The organism is Streptomyces sp. 6-11-2, from assembly GCF_006540305.1.
GTDB lineage: Bacteria > Actinomycetota > Actinomycetes > Streptomycetales > Streptomycetaceae > Streptomyces.
In genome coordinates, this window is record NZ_BJOR01000001.1 from 6,742,233 (window position 1) to 6,757,321 (window position 15,089).

Sequence of the window (15,089 nt, forward strand, 5' to 3'; positions counted from 1 at the left end):
GCCTTCGGCGCGGGCAGTATTCTCCTGACGCGGCGCCGCGTCACTGACTAGGCGCGTGCCTTCACCGGGAAGAGGGCGTCGAGCCGGGGTGTCCCCGCCCCCGCAGCGAGCCCTGGTATCCCACCCCTCGTCGCGGTCCTCACGGACTCGTCACCCTCTTCACGCTCCGCCCGCGCCTCCTGGACAGCGTCCAGGGCTTCGTGGAACGCGCCCCCGCAGTCGTCCTCCTGGCGGGTCAGCTCATCGAAGACATCCTGCGCCACGTAGTCGAGCTCCTCCCATTCCGGCCACTCGTCGTCGTGCCACTCCCGCAGGTGCCGCCCGGCCAGGGCCCGCACCTCGGAAACGCCGGCGAGCGCGTCCGGATCAGCGAGCACCGCTTCGTACGTCCCTCGCCCCTGCGCCACCAGCCAGAGCGCGAAATAGTCGAAGCCGTCGTCGGAACACGAGCCGCCCTCGATCCGGCTCACCGCCCGCCACAGCGCTTCTGTGGCGACGGCCTCGCACGCGGCCTCCAGATGCGCCTGGAACTCGACGCCCGCCGCGGCCGGCCAGCGCAGCAACTCCCCGCGCAGCCAATCCAGCCGCTCGTTCCGGTCACCGGGGCGGCGGCTCAATTCGTCCATGAGTGCCCAGAAGGTCTTCTCGTCCATGCGGCACAGGATCACAGCCGCCACTGACACTCCCGCGAGCTCCATGCGGAAACAGCAGCGGTGATGGTGCCCAGGGCCCGCAGGGTGTCCAGGGCAACACTGGCCGACAGGACGTCTCTGATGGACGAGGGCGTCGGGGACATGGGCCAGCGGCCCGGGCACGGTGGGCGACCGGCGGAATGCCGTCCATGGTGAGGCCGGCTCTGCTGCGGGAGGCGGGAGCACTCCGCGGGTTGAGTGGCCCAGGGGACGCTGCCGTGGACACCTGCAGCCGGTCCGGGGCCGGCCCCCTTCCGCAGCGCTTCGTCGCTTCTTCCAGCGTGCCGAGAATTTCGTCGTTGACAAGGTTGGCTAATGCTATTAGCTTTTAGCTAACGAGATTAGCTAAGCTGGAGGATGCCATGACCGAGTACCTTGCCGCCGACGGCGGCACGATCGCTTACGACGTGGCGGGGTCCGGCCCGCTGATCGTTCTCGCGCACGGCATGGGCGACAGCCGTGCCGCGTACGATCCCGTGATCCCGCAGCTGGTGGCGGCGGGCTATCGGGTCGCCGCGGTCGATCTGCGCGGCTGCGGCGAGTCCAGCGTCGGCTGGCCGGACTGGAGCCGCACCGCCATCGCCGACGACCTGCTCGCCGTGATCCGCCACCTGGGCGGCCCGGCCGTGCTCGTCGGACACTCGATCTCCGGCGGCGCCGCCACCATCGCCGCAGCGCAGGGGCCCTCGCTGATCACCGCGGTTGTCGAGTTGGCGCCGTTCACCCGCAAGCAGTCGATCCGCCTCGGCGACCTGCGGGTGAAGCGCTTCCGGCGGGGCATGCTGCGGCTGCTCGGCGCGGGCGTGTTCGGCAGCGTGCCGCTCTGGCGTTCGTACCTCGACGTGGCCCACCCCGGCGTGAAGCCGGTCGGCTGGGTCGAACGGCTCGACCGTATCGACTCCCTGCTGCGCGAGCCGGGCCGGATGAAGGCCCTGCAGGGCATGGGCCGCAGCGCCCCGACCGACGCCGGCGCGCAACTCGGCAACGTCCGCTGCCCGGTCCTGGTCGTGATGGGCACGCTCGACCCCGACTGGGCCGACCCGCACGCCGAGGGTTCGGCGATCGTGGATGCCCTGCCGTCCGGCCTCGGCCGGCTTGAGATGATCGAGGGCGCCGGGCACTACCCGCACGACCAGTTCCCCGACCAGCTGGTTTCGCTCATGCTCTCCTTCCTCCGATCGGACGCCGCTCGTGCCTAGGGCCGGCCTGGACCCGGCGGCCGTGGTCGCGGCCGGTGCCGCCCTCGCCGACGAGGTTGGCTTCGCCAACCTGACGATGGGCTTGCTGGCCGAGCGGGTGGGCGTGCGCACCCCGTCCCTGTACAAGCACGTGGGCAGCCAGGAAGACCTCAACCGGCGCATCGCGGTCCTGGCATTGAACGAGGCCGCCGACGCCGTCGGCGGCGCGGTCCAGGGGTACGCGGGCCGCGACGCCCTGGCGGCCGCGGCGCGCGCCTTCCGCGCCTTCGTCCTGGAGCACCCAGGCCGGTACGGCGCGACGGTCGGCGCGGAACCGTCCGGCCCGGACGATCCGCTGGCCACCGCAGGTGAGCGGCTGCTCGGCGCGTTCATGGCGGTCCTGCGCGGCTACGAGATCGCAGAGTCCGACGTGGACCACGCCCTGCGCACGCTCCGCAGCCTCTGCCACGGCTTCGCCACGCTGCAGGCGGACAACGGCTTCCAGTGGAGCGCCGACATCGACGAGAGCTTCGAGTGGCTGATCGCCTTCGCCGACCGGGGCCTGCGCGCCATGTGAGAAATGGACGAGCGCCTGTGGCCAACTGATCGTTTCAGAATCGGAGACTTGAGAGAGCCTCCAAGGCATCCCGCAGGCGCAGTTGGCCCGCCGCGCGGTAGAGGTAGGGCAGGGCGCTGCCGTACAAGGCGGTGAAGCCACCGATCGTCGCCATGAGACCGGCCGCGGTGTCGTCGGCGGCCCAGCCGATCACGACCGGCACGCCCATGCACAGCCCCGCGCGTGCCGCGAACGGCCACCGCCGTCTCGCGTCACGCAGCGCGAACAGGGGGCGGATCCCGATCGGGCCCGGCCCGGCGCGGGCGGGATCGGCGCCGGGGCCGCCGGTCCTTGATGCATGCTTCCAGAGCAGCACGGACAGCGTCCCGACGCTCGCCCTGCGCCCCGGGGCATGATGTCCTCCGCGAGAGCCACCGCCGGGGGCGACTGTCGCTCGTACTGCCAAGGCTGCCGGCCGGGGCGATGCAGGAGGGTTGTGGCGAGGTCACCAGGCATATCTGTGGGCCGTCGCTGGACCGTACGAGGAGGACCAGGGGCAACTGGGTGGGGGCAGGCCGCCGTTCGGGCCGAGCGATGGGGTGTTTCCGGCGGTGTTGGCACCGTCTCCCGCGCGACGTCCTGCGTCGACTGCGGTTGCTTGTGCGCCCCCGGGACACGGCCTGGCATCGCGACCTGGTCGCGCGGCACCACGCGGCCCGTTCTCGGCCCGGCAGCCGCTTCTCGGCCCGGCTGTCGCCGGATCGGTCCCAGCATCGTCGGTCACCGGGACACGGTCGACCAGTGCCCGCCCGCCGGAGCCGAACTGCCCACGCTCGCTCTGGAGGGGCAATGAGGTGTCGACCTTCCTTGACCTCGCGGTCCCGGGACACCGGCTCGCCCCAGGCAACCCGGATGGCGTAGCGGGCCGGGCGCACATCGCGCGTGCCGTGACGGCGACGGAGCAGCGCACTGATCGATGGAGGCAGTGATGACTGAGGGTCTGCGCAGTCGGCTGATCGGTGCGTGGAAGCTGGTGTCGTACCGGGAGATCCCGGTCGACGGTGCCGAGCCGTTCGAGCCGCTCGGTCATGAACCGCAGGGCATCATCATGCACACCCCGGACGGGTACATGTCCGCGCAGCTGTCCAGGCCCGAGCGTCCCGGCTTCGCCTCCGGGGACTGGTTCGACGGGACGACGGAGGAGTACACGGCGGAAGCGACCTCCTACATCGCCTACTCGGGACCGTTCCACGTGGATGAGGAGAAGCAGACCCTCACACACTCCATGTTCGTGTCCCTGTTTCCCAACTGGACCGGCCAGACGCAGCCGCGTGTGGTGAGAATCGAGGGCGGCATGCTGCATCTGAGCACCGCATCACCCATCAGGTCGAGCGGCAGGACCGTCAACTCGGCCCTCACCTGGCGCCGGGCCGAACCCAACTGACCCCGCGCGAGCAGAGGTACGCAGCCGAGACCGCGGTGTCGGGCAGAGCGGTCGGCAGGAGTGGGAAGGGACCCGCATGAACACCGGACGACGCGTCGTCGTGACGGCGGGTGCCGCCGGCATCGGACTCGCGACAGTCAAGGCGTTCGCGGCCAACGGCGACCGTGTGCACATCTGCGACATCGACGAACGGGCCCTCGAACAGGTCACCGAGGCCAATCCGATGATCACCGCGACCGTCTGCGACGTGTCCGACCGGCGCTCGGTCGAGGCCTTCGTCGCGGAAGCGGTCCACGCCCTCGGCGGTATCGACGTGCTGGTCAACAACGCGGGCATCTCCGGCCCCACCAGCCCGGTGGAGGAGATGGACCCCGACCAGTGGGAAGCCGTCCTGGCCGTCAACCTCACCGGCACGTTCAACGTCACCAGGCTCTCCATCCCCTTCTTGAAGAAGTCCGACGCCGGCGTCATCCTCATCATGACCTCCGTCGGCGGACGCTACGGCTACCCGAACCGCAGCCCCTACGCGACCACCAAGCGAGGGCTGATCGGCCTCACGGAGACCCTCGCCATCGAACTGGGAGACGACGGAATCCGCGTCATCGCCATCGCCCCCGGCGCCGTCGCCGGCGAGCGCATCCAGCGGGTCCTGCAGGGCCGGGCCGATGCCAGTGCACGCAGCCTGGCCGATGTCACCGCCGACGCCCTGAGCATCCAGTCCCTCAAATACTTCACCGCCCCCGAGGACATCGCCGCACTGGCCCTCTTCCTCGCCTCCGACAGCGCCAAGTCCATCACCGGACAGACCATCCCCATCGACGGCGGCTCGAAGGCCGCGCAGTGACGCGCGACGAGGATCAGTGCTGCAGCAGTGCGGCGCGCCGCTGGTAGCGCCGGTCAATCCCAGCACCGGCCTTGTCGCGTTGGCTGAGGGATGATCGTCCGAGGCTGTGTCAGGGTGCGGGTGGGCCGGTGCCGTTTCGGGGTCAGGCACCGGCGGGCTGTGCGGCGGTGGGTGATGTGGTCCCGGATGGCGAAGCAGACGATCGTCTCGGTGCGGTGATCGGGAGCGGTTGTCCGGTGCCGTCGTGGCCGGAAGCGGGGTGAGATGCCGCTGAACGCGGCGCGGTGCCGCGGCCGGGGGGACGAACCGCCGCCGGTCGAACGGGGCAGGATCGCCGTCGAAGGCGAAGCTCCAACCGGTGGCGGCCGGGCCGACCGCCGTGAGAGCCCTGTGGTCGCAGGACGAGCCCTTTCGCCGACCCGATACCGACTTTTGCCGACGCTCCGTCAGGCGTGATCGCGGCGACGACCTGCACCTCGTGCGTGGTGGAGGGTGCGTCCTCGGCGACCGTCGGAGAGCCGTCGAGCATCCGCGGGAAACGCACTCACTCACCACCCCTTGACACCCCAATCACCCCTCACGACTATATGAACCAACGGTTCGCTTACCGAACCAGCGAGCCAGATCTCTGGAGGAGAGCCGTGCCCATTCGGGTCCGCAAGATCATCAAGCAGCTCGATGAGACGAGGCTGGAGAACGGCCGCGCCGTGGACCCGGTCCACCGGGTCGCGTTCGTCGGAGCCGTCATCGAGAACCCGTATCCCAGCGAGTACGTCCAGGACCTCGTCACTCTCGCCGACGAGGTGGGCGAGGAGATCGGCAAGCTGGTCGGTCCCGCCTGCGTGGAGCTCCTGGGGTGCGAGGTCGAGGCGTTCGGCAAGGCCGCGCTCGTCGGCATCGGCGGAGAGGTCGAGCACGGCTCGGCGCTCATCCACAACCTGCGCTTCGGCAACGTCTTCCGCTCCGCCGCAGGCGGCACCGAGCTGCTGCCGGCCGCCGAGAAGGTCGGCCTCCCGGGCAGCCCGATCGACATCCCGCTCAAGCACAAGCTGGACGCCAAGACGCGCTCGCACCACCAGACGGTCACCCTTCAGGTCGCCGATGTCCCCCGGCCGCGCGAGATCTTCGTCGTGTGCGCCGCTGCGAGCGCCGGCCGCCCGCTGGCCCGTCTCGCCGCCTTCGGTGCCGAGACCCGGAACCAGTGACGAGGTCCGTACCGCAGCAGCCGACGAACGACGAGGAGGCAGTCCGTTGACCATCACCGAGACCGATGCGTGGACCGGGCAGCGCGTCAAGGAAGCCGACAGCGAATACGTCATCCACTCCTGGTCCGTCCAGGGCGCGCTCAACCCCATCCCGGTGGCCGGGGGTTCCGGGTCCTGGTTCTGGGACTACGAGGGGAACAGATACCTCGACTTCCAGTCCCAGCTCGTCAACCTCAACCTGGGCCACCAGCACCCCAAGTTGGTCGAGGCCATCCGCGAACAGGCCGACCGCCTCTGCTACATAGGCCCCGGCTTCGCCGAGCGCTCCCGCGCCGAACTGGCCGAGATGCTGGCCTCACTCACCCCCGGCGACCTGAAGATGAGCTTCTTCACCACCGGCGGAGCGGCGGCCAACGAGAACGCGATCCGGCTCGCCCGCCACGTGACCGGACGCCACAAGGTGATCGCCCGCTACCGCTCGTACCACGGCGCCACCAACGGGGCGATGTCGCTGACCGGCGACCCCCGTCGCTGGGCCGCGGAACCGGGCGGGATGCCAGGAGTGGTGCGGATGTTCGACCCGTACACCTACCGCTGCCCGGCCGGACATCCGGACCCCTGCCCCGTGTGCTCCGGGGGGCCGCACCTGGAGGAGATCCTCCAGTACGAGAACCCGGACACGGTCGCCGCGGTGATCGTCGAGCCCGTCACCGGCACCAACGGCCTGATCTACCCGCCCGACGGCTATCTGCGGTCGCTGCGCGAGGTCTGCGACCGGCACGGCATCCTGCTCATCTTCGACGAGGTCATGGCGGGCTTCGGCCGCACCGGTGAGTGGTTCGCCTGCAATCACTGGGACGTCACCCCCGACATCCTCGTCACCGCCAAGGGCCTGAACTCGGGTTACGTCCCGCTGGGCGCGATGACCGTCTCGGCCCGCGTCTCCGAGTGGCTCGGGGACCACATGTTCTGGGGCGGCCTCACCTACGCCGGACACCCGCTGGCCTGCGCCTCCGGTGTCGCCTCACTCCGCATCATGCAGGAGGAGAACATCGTGGAGAACGCGAGGTTGCGCGGCGAACGCCTCGGCGCCGGACTGGCCAAGCTCGCCGAGAGCCACCCGAGCATCGGTGAGATCCGCGGCCGCGGCCTGTTCCACGGCGTCGAACTGGTGAAGAACCGGGAGAGCCGCGAACCGCTGGTGCCGTTCAACGCCAAGGGGCCCGCCGCGGCACCGGTCACCCGGATCGTGAAGGAAGCCATGGCCCGCGGCCTGTACCTGACGGCCAACTTCAACGTGCTCCGGCTGACACCTCCGCTCGTCATCGAGGACTCCGAGATCGACCTCGCTCTCGACGTACTGGACGACGTCCTGAACCTCGCCGACGAGCAGTACGTAGGGTGAGGCGCAATGGCGGGCAAGGCGCGGGCGCGCCACATGAGAGAGGGTGCAGCATGGCATCGACGTTGATCAGAGGCGGTACGGTCGTCAACGCCGATGCCGCCGTCAGGGCCGACGTACTGATACGCGACGGTGTGGTCGTGGCGCTCGGCGCCGGCACGGACGACTGGAGCGCCGACCACGTGGTCGACGCCGAGGGAATGCTCGTGATGCCCGGTGGCATCGACGCGCACACCCACCTCGAATATCCCATCGACGGCTTCACCACCCGCACCGCGGACGACTTCCACAGTGGGACGGTGGCGGCCGCCCACGGCGGTACGACCACGGTCCTGGACTTCGTGAAGAAGGAGCCGGAGCGGAGCCTGCTCGACACCTACCGGTCCCGGCGCGACGTCGCGGCGGCCAAGTCGGTGATCGACTTCGGGCTGCACGCGATCGTCCCGCCCCGCGAGCAGCAGCCGGACGTCCTGGACGACCTGCGGCGGCTGGCCGGGGAGGGGGCCACGAGCTGGAAGTTCTTCATGGCCTACCCCGGCACGCAGATGGTCGACGACGGGGAACTGCTGGAGGGCTTCGAGCTCGCCCTGGAGCACGGCGTCCTGCCGATGGTGCACGCCGAGAACGGCCACATGATCGCCCGGGAGACCCAGCGACTGCTGGCCGACGGCCGGACGGCCGAGGTCTTCCACGCCAGCGCCCACGGGCACGACTCCGAGGCCGAGGCCGTGCACCGCGCCGTGGTCCTCGCCGAGTCCGTCGGCACCCCGCTCTACGTCGTGCACGTCTCCAGCGCCGCCGCGGCCGACGAGATCAGCAGGGCCAGGGCCGCCGGAGCGCGGGTGTGGGGCGAGACGTGTCCCCAGTACCTCGCCGTCGCCTACGAGGACTACGCCGACCTGGGGGAGAAGGCCGCCGCCTACCTGTGCTCGCCCCCTATCCGGGAGCGGGGCAACCAGGAGGGGCTGTGGCGGTCCCTGGTCACCGGGGCGATGTCCACGGTGGCCACCGACCACGCCGGTTTCTGCCTCCACCAGCCCGAGGATCTGCCGCCGCAGAAGCTGCGCAGCCCCGGATACTTCCCGAAGGTCCCCAACGGTGTCCCCGGTATCGAGGACAGGCTCATGGTGCTGTGGGAGACGGGGGTCGCGGGCGGCCGGTTCGACGCCTGCAGGTTCGTGGACCTGGTCTCCACCCGCCCGGCGAAACTGTTCGGGATGTTCCCGCACAAGGGCGCCGTCGCCGTGGGCGCGGACGCCGACCTGCTGGTGTGGGACCCGGCGGCCGACCATGTGATCAGCGCGGCCGGCAGCCACATGCGCACCGACTACAACCTCTACGAGGGGATGCGCGTGACCGGCCGTCCGGTCCGCGTCTTCTCCCGGGGCGAGCAACTCGTCGGCCCTGACGGGGCCTTCGACGGGGCCGCGGGCCGAGGGCGTTTCCTCACCCGGGGCAAGCCCCAGCTGCACTGAGATCCCCCCACGTCCTTGACGCGTCACACCAGCTGACACGTGTCCGTGGTGCGGAACCCCGGGTGGGTTCCGTGCCACCGGGCCCGCGTCTCGCAACACGAACGGAGCGGTGTCTCGATGAAACTCCCCCTGGGCATCCATGTCGGTGAACGGCTGAGCCTGGAGCAGACGTACTGGCAGGCCGAGCTGGCCGACCAGAACGGGTTCGAATCCGTATGGGTCGCGGAGGGGCGGCTGGCGCGCGACGGCATCGTCCCGGCCGCCGTCATCGCGAGCAGGACCCGCAACGTCAAGATCGGCACGGGCGTCGTCAACAACAAGAGCCGGAACGCGGCCCTGATGGCCGTCACCTTCAAGACCCTGGACGAGCTGGCCCCCGGCCGGGCCATTCTCGGCATCGGCGCCTGGTGGGAGCCGCTGGCCACCAAGGTCGGCCAGCCGCTGCGCAAGCCCATCGCCTCGATGCGCGAGTACATCACCGTGCTGCAGAGCTTCTTCCGCAACGAAGTCGTGTCCTTCGAGGGCGAGTTCGTGCAGATGCGCGACGTGCGCTTCGACAGCATGTACCGGGAGAACAAGCCGGTCGACATCCCCATCTACATCGGCGCCGTCGGCCCCCGGATGCTGGAGCTGGCCGGTGAGATCAGCGACGGCGTGCACATGGACTTCCTGCTCCCGCCCTCGTACCTGGTGGGCGCCAAGGAGGCGATCGCCCGGGGACTCGCCAAGCGGACCGACGGCAAGGACTCGATCGACCTCACCCAGATCGTCGCGTGCAGCGTCAACGACGACGATCCGCAGGAGGCCATCGACGCCTGCAAGGCGTTCCTCACCCTCTACCTGGCGCAGCAGCCGCACATCGCCGAGCACTGCGGTGTGGAACGCGAACTGGTGGACCGCATCCAGGAGCGGGCCGGCTGGCCCGCCACCCCCGAGGCGATCAAGAAGGCCATGCCGCTGGTCCCCAACAGCCTGGTGCAGAACGTCACCGCCTGCGGCTCCACCGACGAGGTGTTCGCCAAGCTGATGGAGTACCACGAGGCCGGGGTCCGCTGCCCGATCATCTCCACCCTGGGTGACAAGGAGCAGACGCTGACCCGCCTCGCCCAGGCCGCGAAGGGCTGACGGCGATGAGCGACTTCCCGGCCGACCCGATCGCCGTGGTCGGCGGCACCGGCCCCCAGGGCCGGGGCCTGGCCTACCGGCTCGCCCGTGCCGGCCACCTGGTGGTGCTCGGCTCACGCGACGCCGGCCGGGCCGCCGACGCGGCCGGGCAACTGCGCACGCTGCCGGGCGTGGCCGCGCCCGTCGACGGGGCCTCCAACGAGGACGCCGCCCGGTGCGCCGCGATCGTCCTGCTGGCCGTGCCCTACCAGGGCCACGCCGAACTGGTGGCCTCGATGGCCGACGTTCTCGCGGGCAAGCTGATCATCTCCTGCGTCAACCCGCTGGGATTCGACAAGGGCGGCCCGTACGGTCTGTCCGTCGCGGCAGGGAGCGCCGCCGAGGAGGCGGCCGGGCTCGTGCCGTCCGCCGCGGTCGTCGGAGCCTTCCACCACCTGGCCGCCCCGCTGCTGCTCGACCCCGAGGCCGACCTGAGCCATGAGGACGTCCTCGTCTGCGGGGACGACGCAGAGGCCAAGGCCCGGGTCCTGGCCCTGGCCGCCGACGTCACCGGAGGCCGCGCGGTGGACGCGGGCCGGCTGCGGCTGGCCGCCCAGCTCGAGCCGCTCACCGCGGTGCTGATCTCCGTCAACAAGCGCTACAGGACCAGGTCCGGAGTGGCACTCACCGGCCTGTCCACCGCCGCCGCCAAGGAGGAAGTGGCATGAGACTCGCCGCGGTCCAGCTCCGGGCCACCGACGACCGGGCCGAGACCGTCGAACGCGCCGGCGACCTGGTGGACGCCGCCGCCGACCAGGGAGCCGGGATCGTCCTGCTGCCCGAGCTGTTCGCCGTCCCCTTCGTCCAGCCCGACCCCGACCCGGACTACTTCCGGCTCGCGGAGAGCCTCGACGGGCCCTCCAACACCATGGCGGCGGAACGATCCCGCAGGGCCGGCATCACGGTCGTCTCCTCCGTCTTCGAGGAGGGCGAGGTGCCCGGCGTCTACTACAACACCGCCTGCACCTACGTGCGCGGCGAACTGAAGTCGGTCTACCGCAAGTCCCACCTGCCGTTCTCCAACGGCTTCCCCGAGAAGTTCTACTTCCGTCCCGGCGGTATCGAGCCCGAGGTCGTGGACACCGGCGAGACCGGTGTCGGAACGATCATCTGCTACGAGCGGCACTTCCCGGAGCTGAGCCGGATCGTCGCCCTGCGCGGAGGCTCCGTGCTCTGCGTACCGGTGGCCTCGGCGAGCGCGCCGATGCGCGAGGTGTTCCAGCTGGAACTGCGCGCCCACGCCGTCTTCAACGGGATGTTCGTCATCTGCTCCAACCGCGTCGGCAGAGAAGGCGTCAAGGAGTACTTCGGGCTCAGCGCCGTCTACGGCCCCGACGGCGACATCCTCGCCCAGGCCGCCGACGACCGTGACGACGTCGCCGTCGCCGAGGTGGACCTGGAGCGCGTGGCCGCCACCCGGCGCAGCCGCCCGTTCCTGCGCGACCGCCGCCCGGAGCTGTACGACCGGCTCACTGGAAGAGGACCGGCGACGCCATGACCACGCCGTGGATCGCGCTGGTACCGGCCAAGCCCCTCGCGCGGGCCAAGAGCCGGTGTGCCGGGCTCACGCCGGACGCCAGGCGCTCCCTGGCCAAGGCCATGCTGACCGATCTGGTGGGGCGGCTTCGAGACGTGCCCGCCGTCCACTCGGTCGTCGTGGTGACGACGGATCCCGAGGTGACGGGCCTGGCCCTCGCCTCGGGGGCCGCCGTCTCGGGCTCGGGGCGCACTCCCGGCCTCAACAGCGAGGTCGGGGAAGCCCTCGAGATGGTCGGCGGTGCCGCCCCCGCTGCCGCACTCGCCCTGATCATGGGCGACCTCGCGGGGGCGGGCACCGCCGACTGTGCGACGGCGCTCGCCCTGGCCGCACGCCACCGGCGCGCGGTCGTCGGGGACGCCGACGGCACCGGGACCACCCTGCTCACCCTGCACGACGCGGCCGACTTCCGGCCGTTCCTCGGCCCCGGTTCCCTGAGGCGGTTCCACGCCGCCGGATACCACGATCTCGGCGTGGGGCCCTCGTCCCCGCTGCGCCGGGACGTCGACACCGTCGACCACCTGCTGTCACTGCCCTCGCACACGCTCGGTCCCGCCACCCGTCAGTGGCTCGCCGCCTTCCCGCCCGGTGGGCCCCGGTCAGACCCGAGCACGCACGAGAGAAGGGTCGGAGCACTGTGAACGGCCTTACCCGCCCCACCCGCTCGGCCATGAACCGGGCGCTGCACCGGGCCACCGACGCCAGGACACTCGACGCAGCCGAGGCCGAGGTCCTGCTGCACGCGCGCGGCGCCGACCTCGACCGGCTCTGCGAGGCGGCGGGCCGGGTCCGCGACGCCGGCCTCCGGGCCGCCGGGCGGCCCGGCGTGATCACCTACTCCCGCAAGGTGTTCATCCCGCTCACCCGGCTGTGCCGTGACCGCTGCCACTACTGCACCTTCGCCACCGTCCCGGGGCGGCTCCCCGCCCCCTACCTCAGCCCCGACGAGGTGCTGGACATCGCCCGCGCGGGAGCGGCGGCGGGATGCAAGGAGGCGCTGTTCACCCTGGGCGACCGGCCCGAGGAGCGCTGGCCCGCGGCCCGCGCCTGGCTGGACGCGCACGGCTACGACGACACACTCAGCTATGTACGGGCCATGGCGATCCGGGTGCTGGAGGAGACCGGCCTGCTGCCTCACCTCAACCCCGGAGTGCTGTCCTGGACCGGCCTCCAGCGGCTGAAGCCCGTGGCACCGAGCATGGGCATGATGCTGGAGACCACAGCGAGGCGGCTGTGGTCCGAGCCCGGCGGCCCGCACTTCGGCTCACCCGACAAGGAGCCCGCGGTGCGGCTGCGGGTGCTGGAGGACGCGGGCCGCAGCAACGTGCCGTTCACCACCGGGATCCTCATCGGCATCGGGGAGACGCCCGCCGAACGGATCGACGCCCTGCGGGAGATCCGCCGGATCTCCCGGGCGTACGGGGGGATCCAGGAGGTGATCGTGCAGAACTTCCGGGCCAAGCCGGACACGGCGATGCGTGCCGCGCCCGACGCCGGACCGGCCGAACTGGCCGCCACCATCGCGGTGGCGCGGCTGCTGCTCGGCCCCGGGGCCCGTGTCCAGGCCCCGCCCAACCTGGTCGGCGAGGAGTTCGCGCTGATGCTGCGGGCCGGCATCGACGACTGGGGCGGGGTGTCCCCGGTGACCGGCGACCATGTCAACCCCGAGCGGCCCTGGCCGGTGATCGAGGAACTGGCCGCGAACACCGCGGCCGCGGGCTTCACCCTCCGCGAGCGGCTGACGGTCTACCCCGAGCACCTGCGGCGCGGTGAGCCGTGGCTGGATCCCCGGCTGGCCTCCCATGTGGCGGCGCTCGCCGATCCCGTGACCGGCCTGGCGGCCGAGGGAGCGCGGCCCCGTGGCCTGCCCTGGCAGGAACCGGAGACGCCGCTCGCCGCCACCGGCCGCACCGACCTGTTCGCCGCCATCGACACCGACGGCCGCGCCACCGACCGGCGGGCGGACTTCGACTCGGTGTACGGGGACTGGGCGGCGGTCGCTCAAGCGGTACCGGAGTCGGCACGCGCGTCCGGGCGGCGGAGCGAGGAGGAACCCGTGCCTCCCGGGGGCGCACGGCCGGAGCGGCTGCGACCCGAGTTCGCGGCAGCGCTGCGGGCGGCGGAGGCCGATCCCGCGCGGCTCGCATCCGCGTCCGCGCTGACGCTGCTGGGCGCCGCACCCGGGGCGGAGATCGAGGCGCTGGCCGCGCTCGCCGACAGCCTGCGCGCCGCAGCCGCCGGGGACGAGATCACCTACGTGGTCACCCGCAACATCAACTTCACCAACGTCTGCTACACCGGCTGCCGCTTCTGCGCCTTCGCCCAGCGGCGTACCGACGCCGACGCCTACACCCTGTCGCTGGAGCAGATCGGCACGCGGGCCGAGGAGGCGTGGGGGGTGGGGGCGAGCGAGGTCTGCCTCCAGGGCGGGATCCACCCGGACCTGCCGGGCAGCGCGTACTTCGACATCGCCGCCGAGATCAAGCGGCGTACTCCGGACATGCACGTGCACGCCTTCTCGCCCATGGAGGTCGTCAACGGTGCGACCAGGATGGACCTGTCGGTACGGGAGTGGCTCCAGGGGGCCCGGGAGGCGGGCGTCGACTCGTTGCCCGGCACGGCCGCCGAGATCCTCGACGACGAGGTCCGCTGGGTCCTCACCAAGGGGAAACTCCCCGCGGCCCAGTGGATCGACGTGGTCACCACCGCCCACTCGCTGGGCATTCCGACCACGGCGACCATGATGTACGGCCACGTGGACACCCCGCGCCACTGGGTGGACCACATCAAGCTGATCGGACGCCTCCAGGAAGAGACGGGAGGCTTCACCGAGTTCGTCCTCCTGCCGTTCGTCCATACCAACTCCCCGGTCTACCTGGCCGGAATCGCCAGGTCCGGGCCGACCGTCCTGGAGAACCGGGCCGTACACGCCCTGGCGCGGATCCTGCTGCACGGCAGGATCCGCAACATCCAGACGAGCTGGGTGAAGCTGGCGCGGAGCAACGTCCTCGACGTCCTGCGAGGCGGTGTCAACGACATCGGCGGAACGCTGATGGAGGAGACCATCAGCAGGATGGCGGGCTCCGAGCAGGGCAGTCACAAGAGCGTGAGCGATCTGGAGGCGCTGGCCCACGACGCGGGCCGCCCGGCCCGCATGAGGACCACCACCTACGGCACCGTCAGTGCGGAGCGGGAGGCCGTGGCCCGCCGGCACGGAGGAGTGTGGCGGCCGTCGAGGCCGTCGTTGACGATTCTCAATTCTTAGCGGAGCGGCCGTCACACCCGTCGCCCGGACAACCCTCCTCTTCGGGACGCGAGGGATATCGGGTGCCCCCTGGGAATTCCGCGTGGGTCGTTTGCCCATTCTCCGGCTCGGGCGGTTGAACCATATTGCCGTGCGGTGATTCGCCGCCGTTCCGGCCCTCTCCGAATCCGGGATTGAGGCGCCTCGCGGGATCGTGCCAAGCATTTCGGCCAAACCGTTGACGAGAACTGAACCTCCCCTCTAGCGTGAACCACCAGTTCACTCAGCGATCCAGTTGCGCTGGGTGGCTCGACAGGCCGGCAGAGGCGACCAGATTCCCTCCCCGGA

At 70.9% G+C, this 15,089-nt stretch carries 14 protein-coding genes; 12 read left to right on the top strand and 2 right to left on the bottom strand.

Features of this window, described 5'->3' with window-relative positions; genetic code table 11:
• Nucleotides 1–47 precede the first annotated feature (47 nt).
• Entirely contained in the window at nt 48–653 is a 606-nt protein-coding gene (locus tag TNCT6_RS30145) for a DUF4240 domain-containing protein (protein ID WP_141364010.1), read from the bottom strand.
• A 401-nt stretch (nt 654–1,054) separates the two neighbouring features.
• On the opposite strand from TNCT6_RS30145, the gene TNCT6_RS30150 reads away from it, so the two are divergent.
• Both TNCT6_RS30150 and TNCT6_RS30155 read left to right on the top strand, forming a co-directional pair.
• The gene (locus TNCT6_RS30150) at nt 1,055–1,891 is read left to right on the top strand and encodes an alpha/beta fold hydrolase (RefSeq protein ID WP_141364012.1); all 837 of its coding nucleotides are present in this window, start codon (nt 1,055–1,057) and stop codon (nt 1,889–1,891) included.
• Between the two features lie 22 nt (nt 1,892–1,913).
• Nucleotides 1,914–2,447, top strand: a complete 534-nt coding sequence (locus tag TNCT6_RS30155) for a TetR/AcrR family transcriptional regulator (protein ID WP_141366941.1) — start codon at nt 1,914–1,916, stop codon at nt 2,445–2,447.
• 34 nt (nt 2,448–2,481) lie between these two features.
• On the opposite strand, the gene TNCT6_RS30160 is transcribed toward TNCT6_RS30155, so the two are convergent.
• Entirely contained in the window at nt 2,482–2,802 is a 321-nt protein-coding gene (locus tag TNCT6_RS30160; protein ID WP_141364014.1) for a hypothetical protein, read from the bottom strand.
• A gap of 612 nt (nt 2,803–3,414) precedes the next feature.
• Between TNCT6_RS30160 and TNCT6_RS30170 the strand changes: the two genes are divergently transcribed.
• From TNCT6_RS30170 to TNCT6_RS30215, 10 genes are all read left to right on the top strand, one after another.
• Nucleotides 3,415–3,870, top strand: coding sequence for a lipocalin-like domain-containing protein (locus TNCT6_RS30170; RefSeq protein WP_216372811.1), 456 nt, complete (start codon nt 3,415–3,417; stop codon nt 3,868–3,870).
• 76 nt (nt 3,871–3,946) lie between these two features.
• Nucleotides 3,947–4,714 carry an SDR family oxidoreductase gene (locus TNCT6_RS30175; protein ID WP_141364018.1) on the top strand — a complete coding sequence of 256 codons (768 nt, stop codon included), beginning with the start codon at nt 3,947–3,949 and terminating at the stop codon, nt 4,712–4,714.
• Nucleotides 4,715–5,355: 641 nt separating this feature from the next.
• Nucleotides 5,356–5,919, top strand: coding sequence for an amino acid synthesis family protein (locus TNCT6_RS30180; protein WP_253266274.1), 564 nt, complete (start codon nt 5,356–5,358; stop codon nt 5,917–5,919).
• A gap of 46 nt (nt 5,920–5,965) precedes the next feature.
• Nucleotides 5,966–7,324: an aminotransferase class III-fold pyridoxal phosphate-dependent enzyme gene (locus tag TNCT6_RS30185; RefSeq protein WP_253266275.1), complete on the top strand. Its 1,359-nt coding sequence runs from the start codon at nt 5,966–5,968 to the stop codon at nt 7,322–7,324.
• A gap of 50 nt (nt 7,325–7,374) precedes the next feature.
• Nucleotides 7,375–8,796: a dihydropyrimidinase gene (hydA, locus tag TNCT6_RS30190; protein WP_141364022.1), complete on the top strand. Its 1,422-nt coding sequence runs from the start codon at nt 7,375–7,377 to the stop codon at nt 8,794–8,796.
• A gap of 117 nt (nt 8,797–8,913) precedes the next feature.
• Nucleotides 8,914–9,921 (top strand): LLM class flavin-dependent oxidoreductase, encoded by a 1,008-nt coding sequence (locus TNCT6_RS30195; RefSeq protein WP_141364024.1) that lies wholly within the window; start codon nt 8,914–8,916, stop codon nt 9,919–9,921.
• 5 nt (nt 9,922–9,926) lie between these two features.
• On the top strand, nt 9,927–10,628 hold the full coding sequence (npdG, locus tag TNCT6_RS30200) for an NADPH-dependent F420 reductase (RefSeq protein ID WP_141364026.1): 702 nt from the start codon (nt 9,927–9,929) through the stop codon (nt 10,626–10,628).
• Nucleotides 10,625–11,458, top strand: a complete 834-nt coding sequence (locus tag TNCT6_RS30205; protein WP_141364028.1) for a carbon-nitrogen hydrolase family protein — start codon at nt 10,625–10,627, stop codon at nt 11,456–11,458. Before npdG ends, TNCT6_RS30205 begins: the two co-directional genes overlap by 4 nt.
• Nucleotides 11,455–12,138: a 2-phospho-L-lactate guanylyltransferase gene (gene cofC / locus TNCT6_RS30210; RefSeq protein ID WP_141364030.1), complete on the top strand. Its 684-nt coding sequence runs from the start codon at nt 11,455–11,457 to the stop codon at nt 12,136–12,138. The genes TNCT6_RS30205 and cofC overlap by 4 nt, the downstream gene beginning before the upstream one ends.
• A gap of 29 nt (nt 12,139–12,167) precedes the next feature.
• Nucleotides 12,168–14,762 (top strand): bifunctional FO biosynthesis protein CofGH, encoded by a 2,595-nt coding sequence (locus TNCT6_RS30215; RefSeq protein WP_216372856.1) that lies wholly within the window; start codon nt 12,168–12,170, stop codon nt 14,760–14,762.
• The last annotated feature ends 327 nt before the right edge of the window (nt 14,763–15,089 follow it).

What these genes read in the sequence shown, in the direction of transcription:
- TNCT6_RS30145 (WP_141364010.1), bottom strand. Translation starts at nt 653, where the DNA reads ATGGACGAGAAGACCTTCTGGGCACTCATGGACGAATTGAGCCGCCGC.
- TNCT6_RS30150 (WP_141364012.1), top strand. Translation starts at nt 1,055, where the DNA reads ATGACCGAGTACCTTGCCGCCGACGGCGGCACGATCGCTTACGACGTG.
- TNCT6_RS30170 (WP_216372811.1), top strand. Translation starts at nt 3,415, where the DNA reads ATGACTGAGGGTCTGCGCAGTCGGCTGATCGGTGCGTGGAAGCTGGTG.
- TNCT6_RS30175 (WP_141364018.1), top strand. Translation starts at nt 3,947, where the DNA reads ATGAACACCGGACGACGCGTCGTCGTGACGGCGGGTGCCGCCGGCATC.
- hydA (WP_141364022.1), top strand. Translation starts at nt 7,375, where the DNA reads ATGGCATCGACGTTGATCAGAGGCGGTACGGTCGTCAACGCCGATGCC.
- TNCT6_RS30195 (WP_141364024.1), top strand. Translation starts at nt 8,914, where the DNA reads ATGAAACTCCCCCTGGGCATCCATGTCGGTGAACGGCTGAGCCTGGAG.
- npdG (WP_141364026.1), top strand. Translation starts at nt 9,927, where the DNA reads ATGAGCGACTTCCCGGCCGACCCGATCGCCGTGGTCGGCGGCACCGGC.
- TNCT6_RS30205 (WP_141364028.1), top strand. Translation starts at nt 10,625, where the DNA reads ATGAGACTCGCCGCGGTCCAGCTCCGGGCCACCGACGACCGGGCCGAG.
- cofC (WP_141364030.1), top strand. Translation starts at nt 11,455, where the DNA reads ATGACCACGCCGTGGATCGCGCTGGTACCGGCCAAGCCCCTCGCGCGG.
- TNCT6_RS30215 (WP_216372856.1), top strand. Translation starts at nt 12,168, where the DNA reads ATGAACCGGGCGCTGCACCGGGCCACCGACGCCAGGACACTCGACGCA.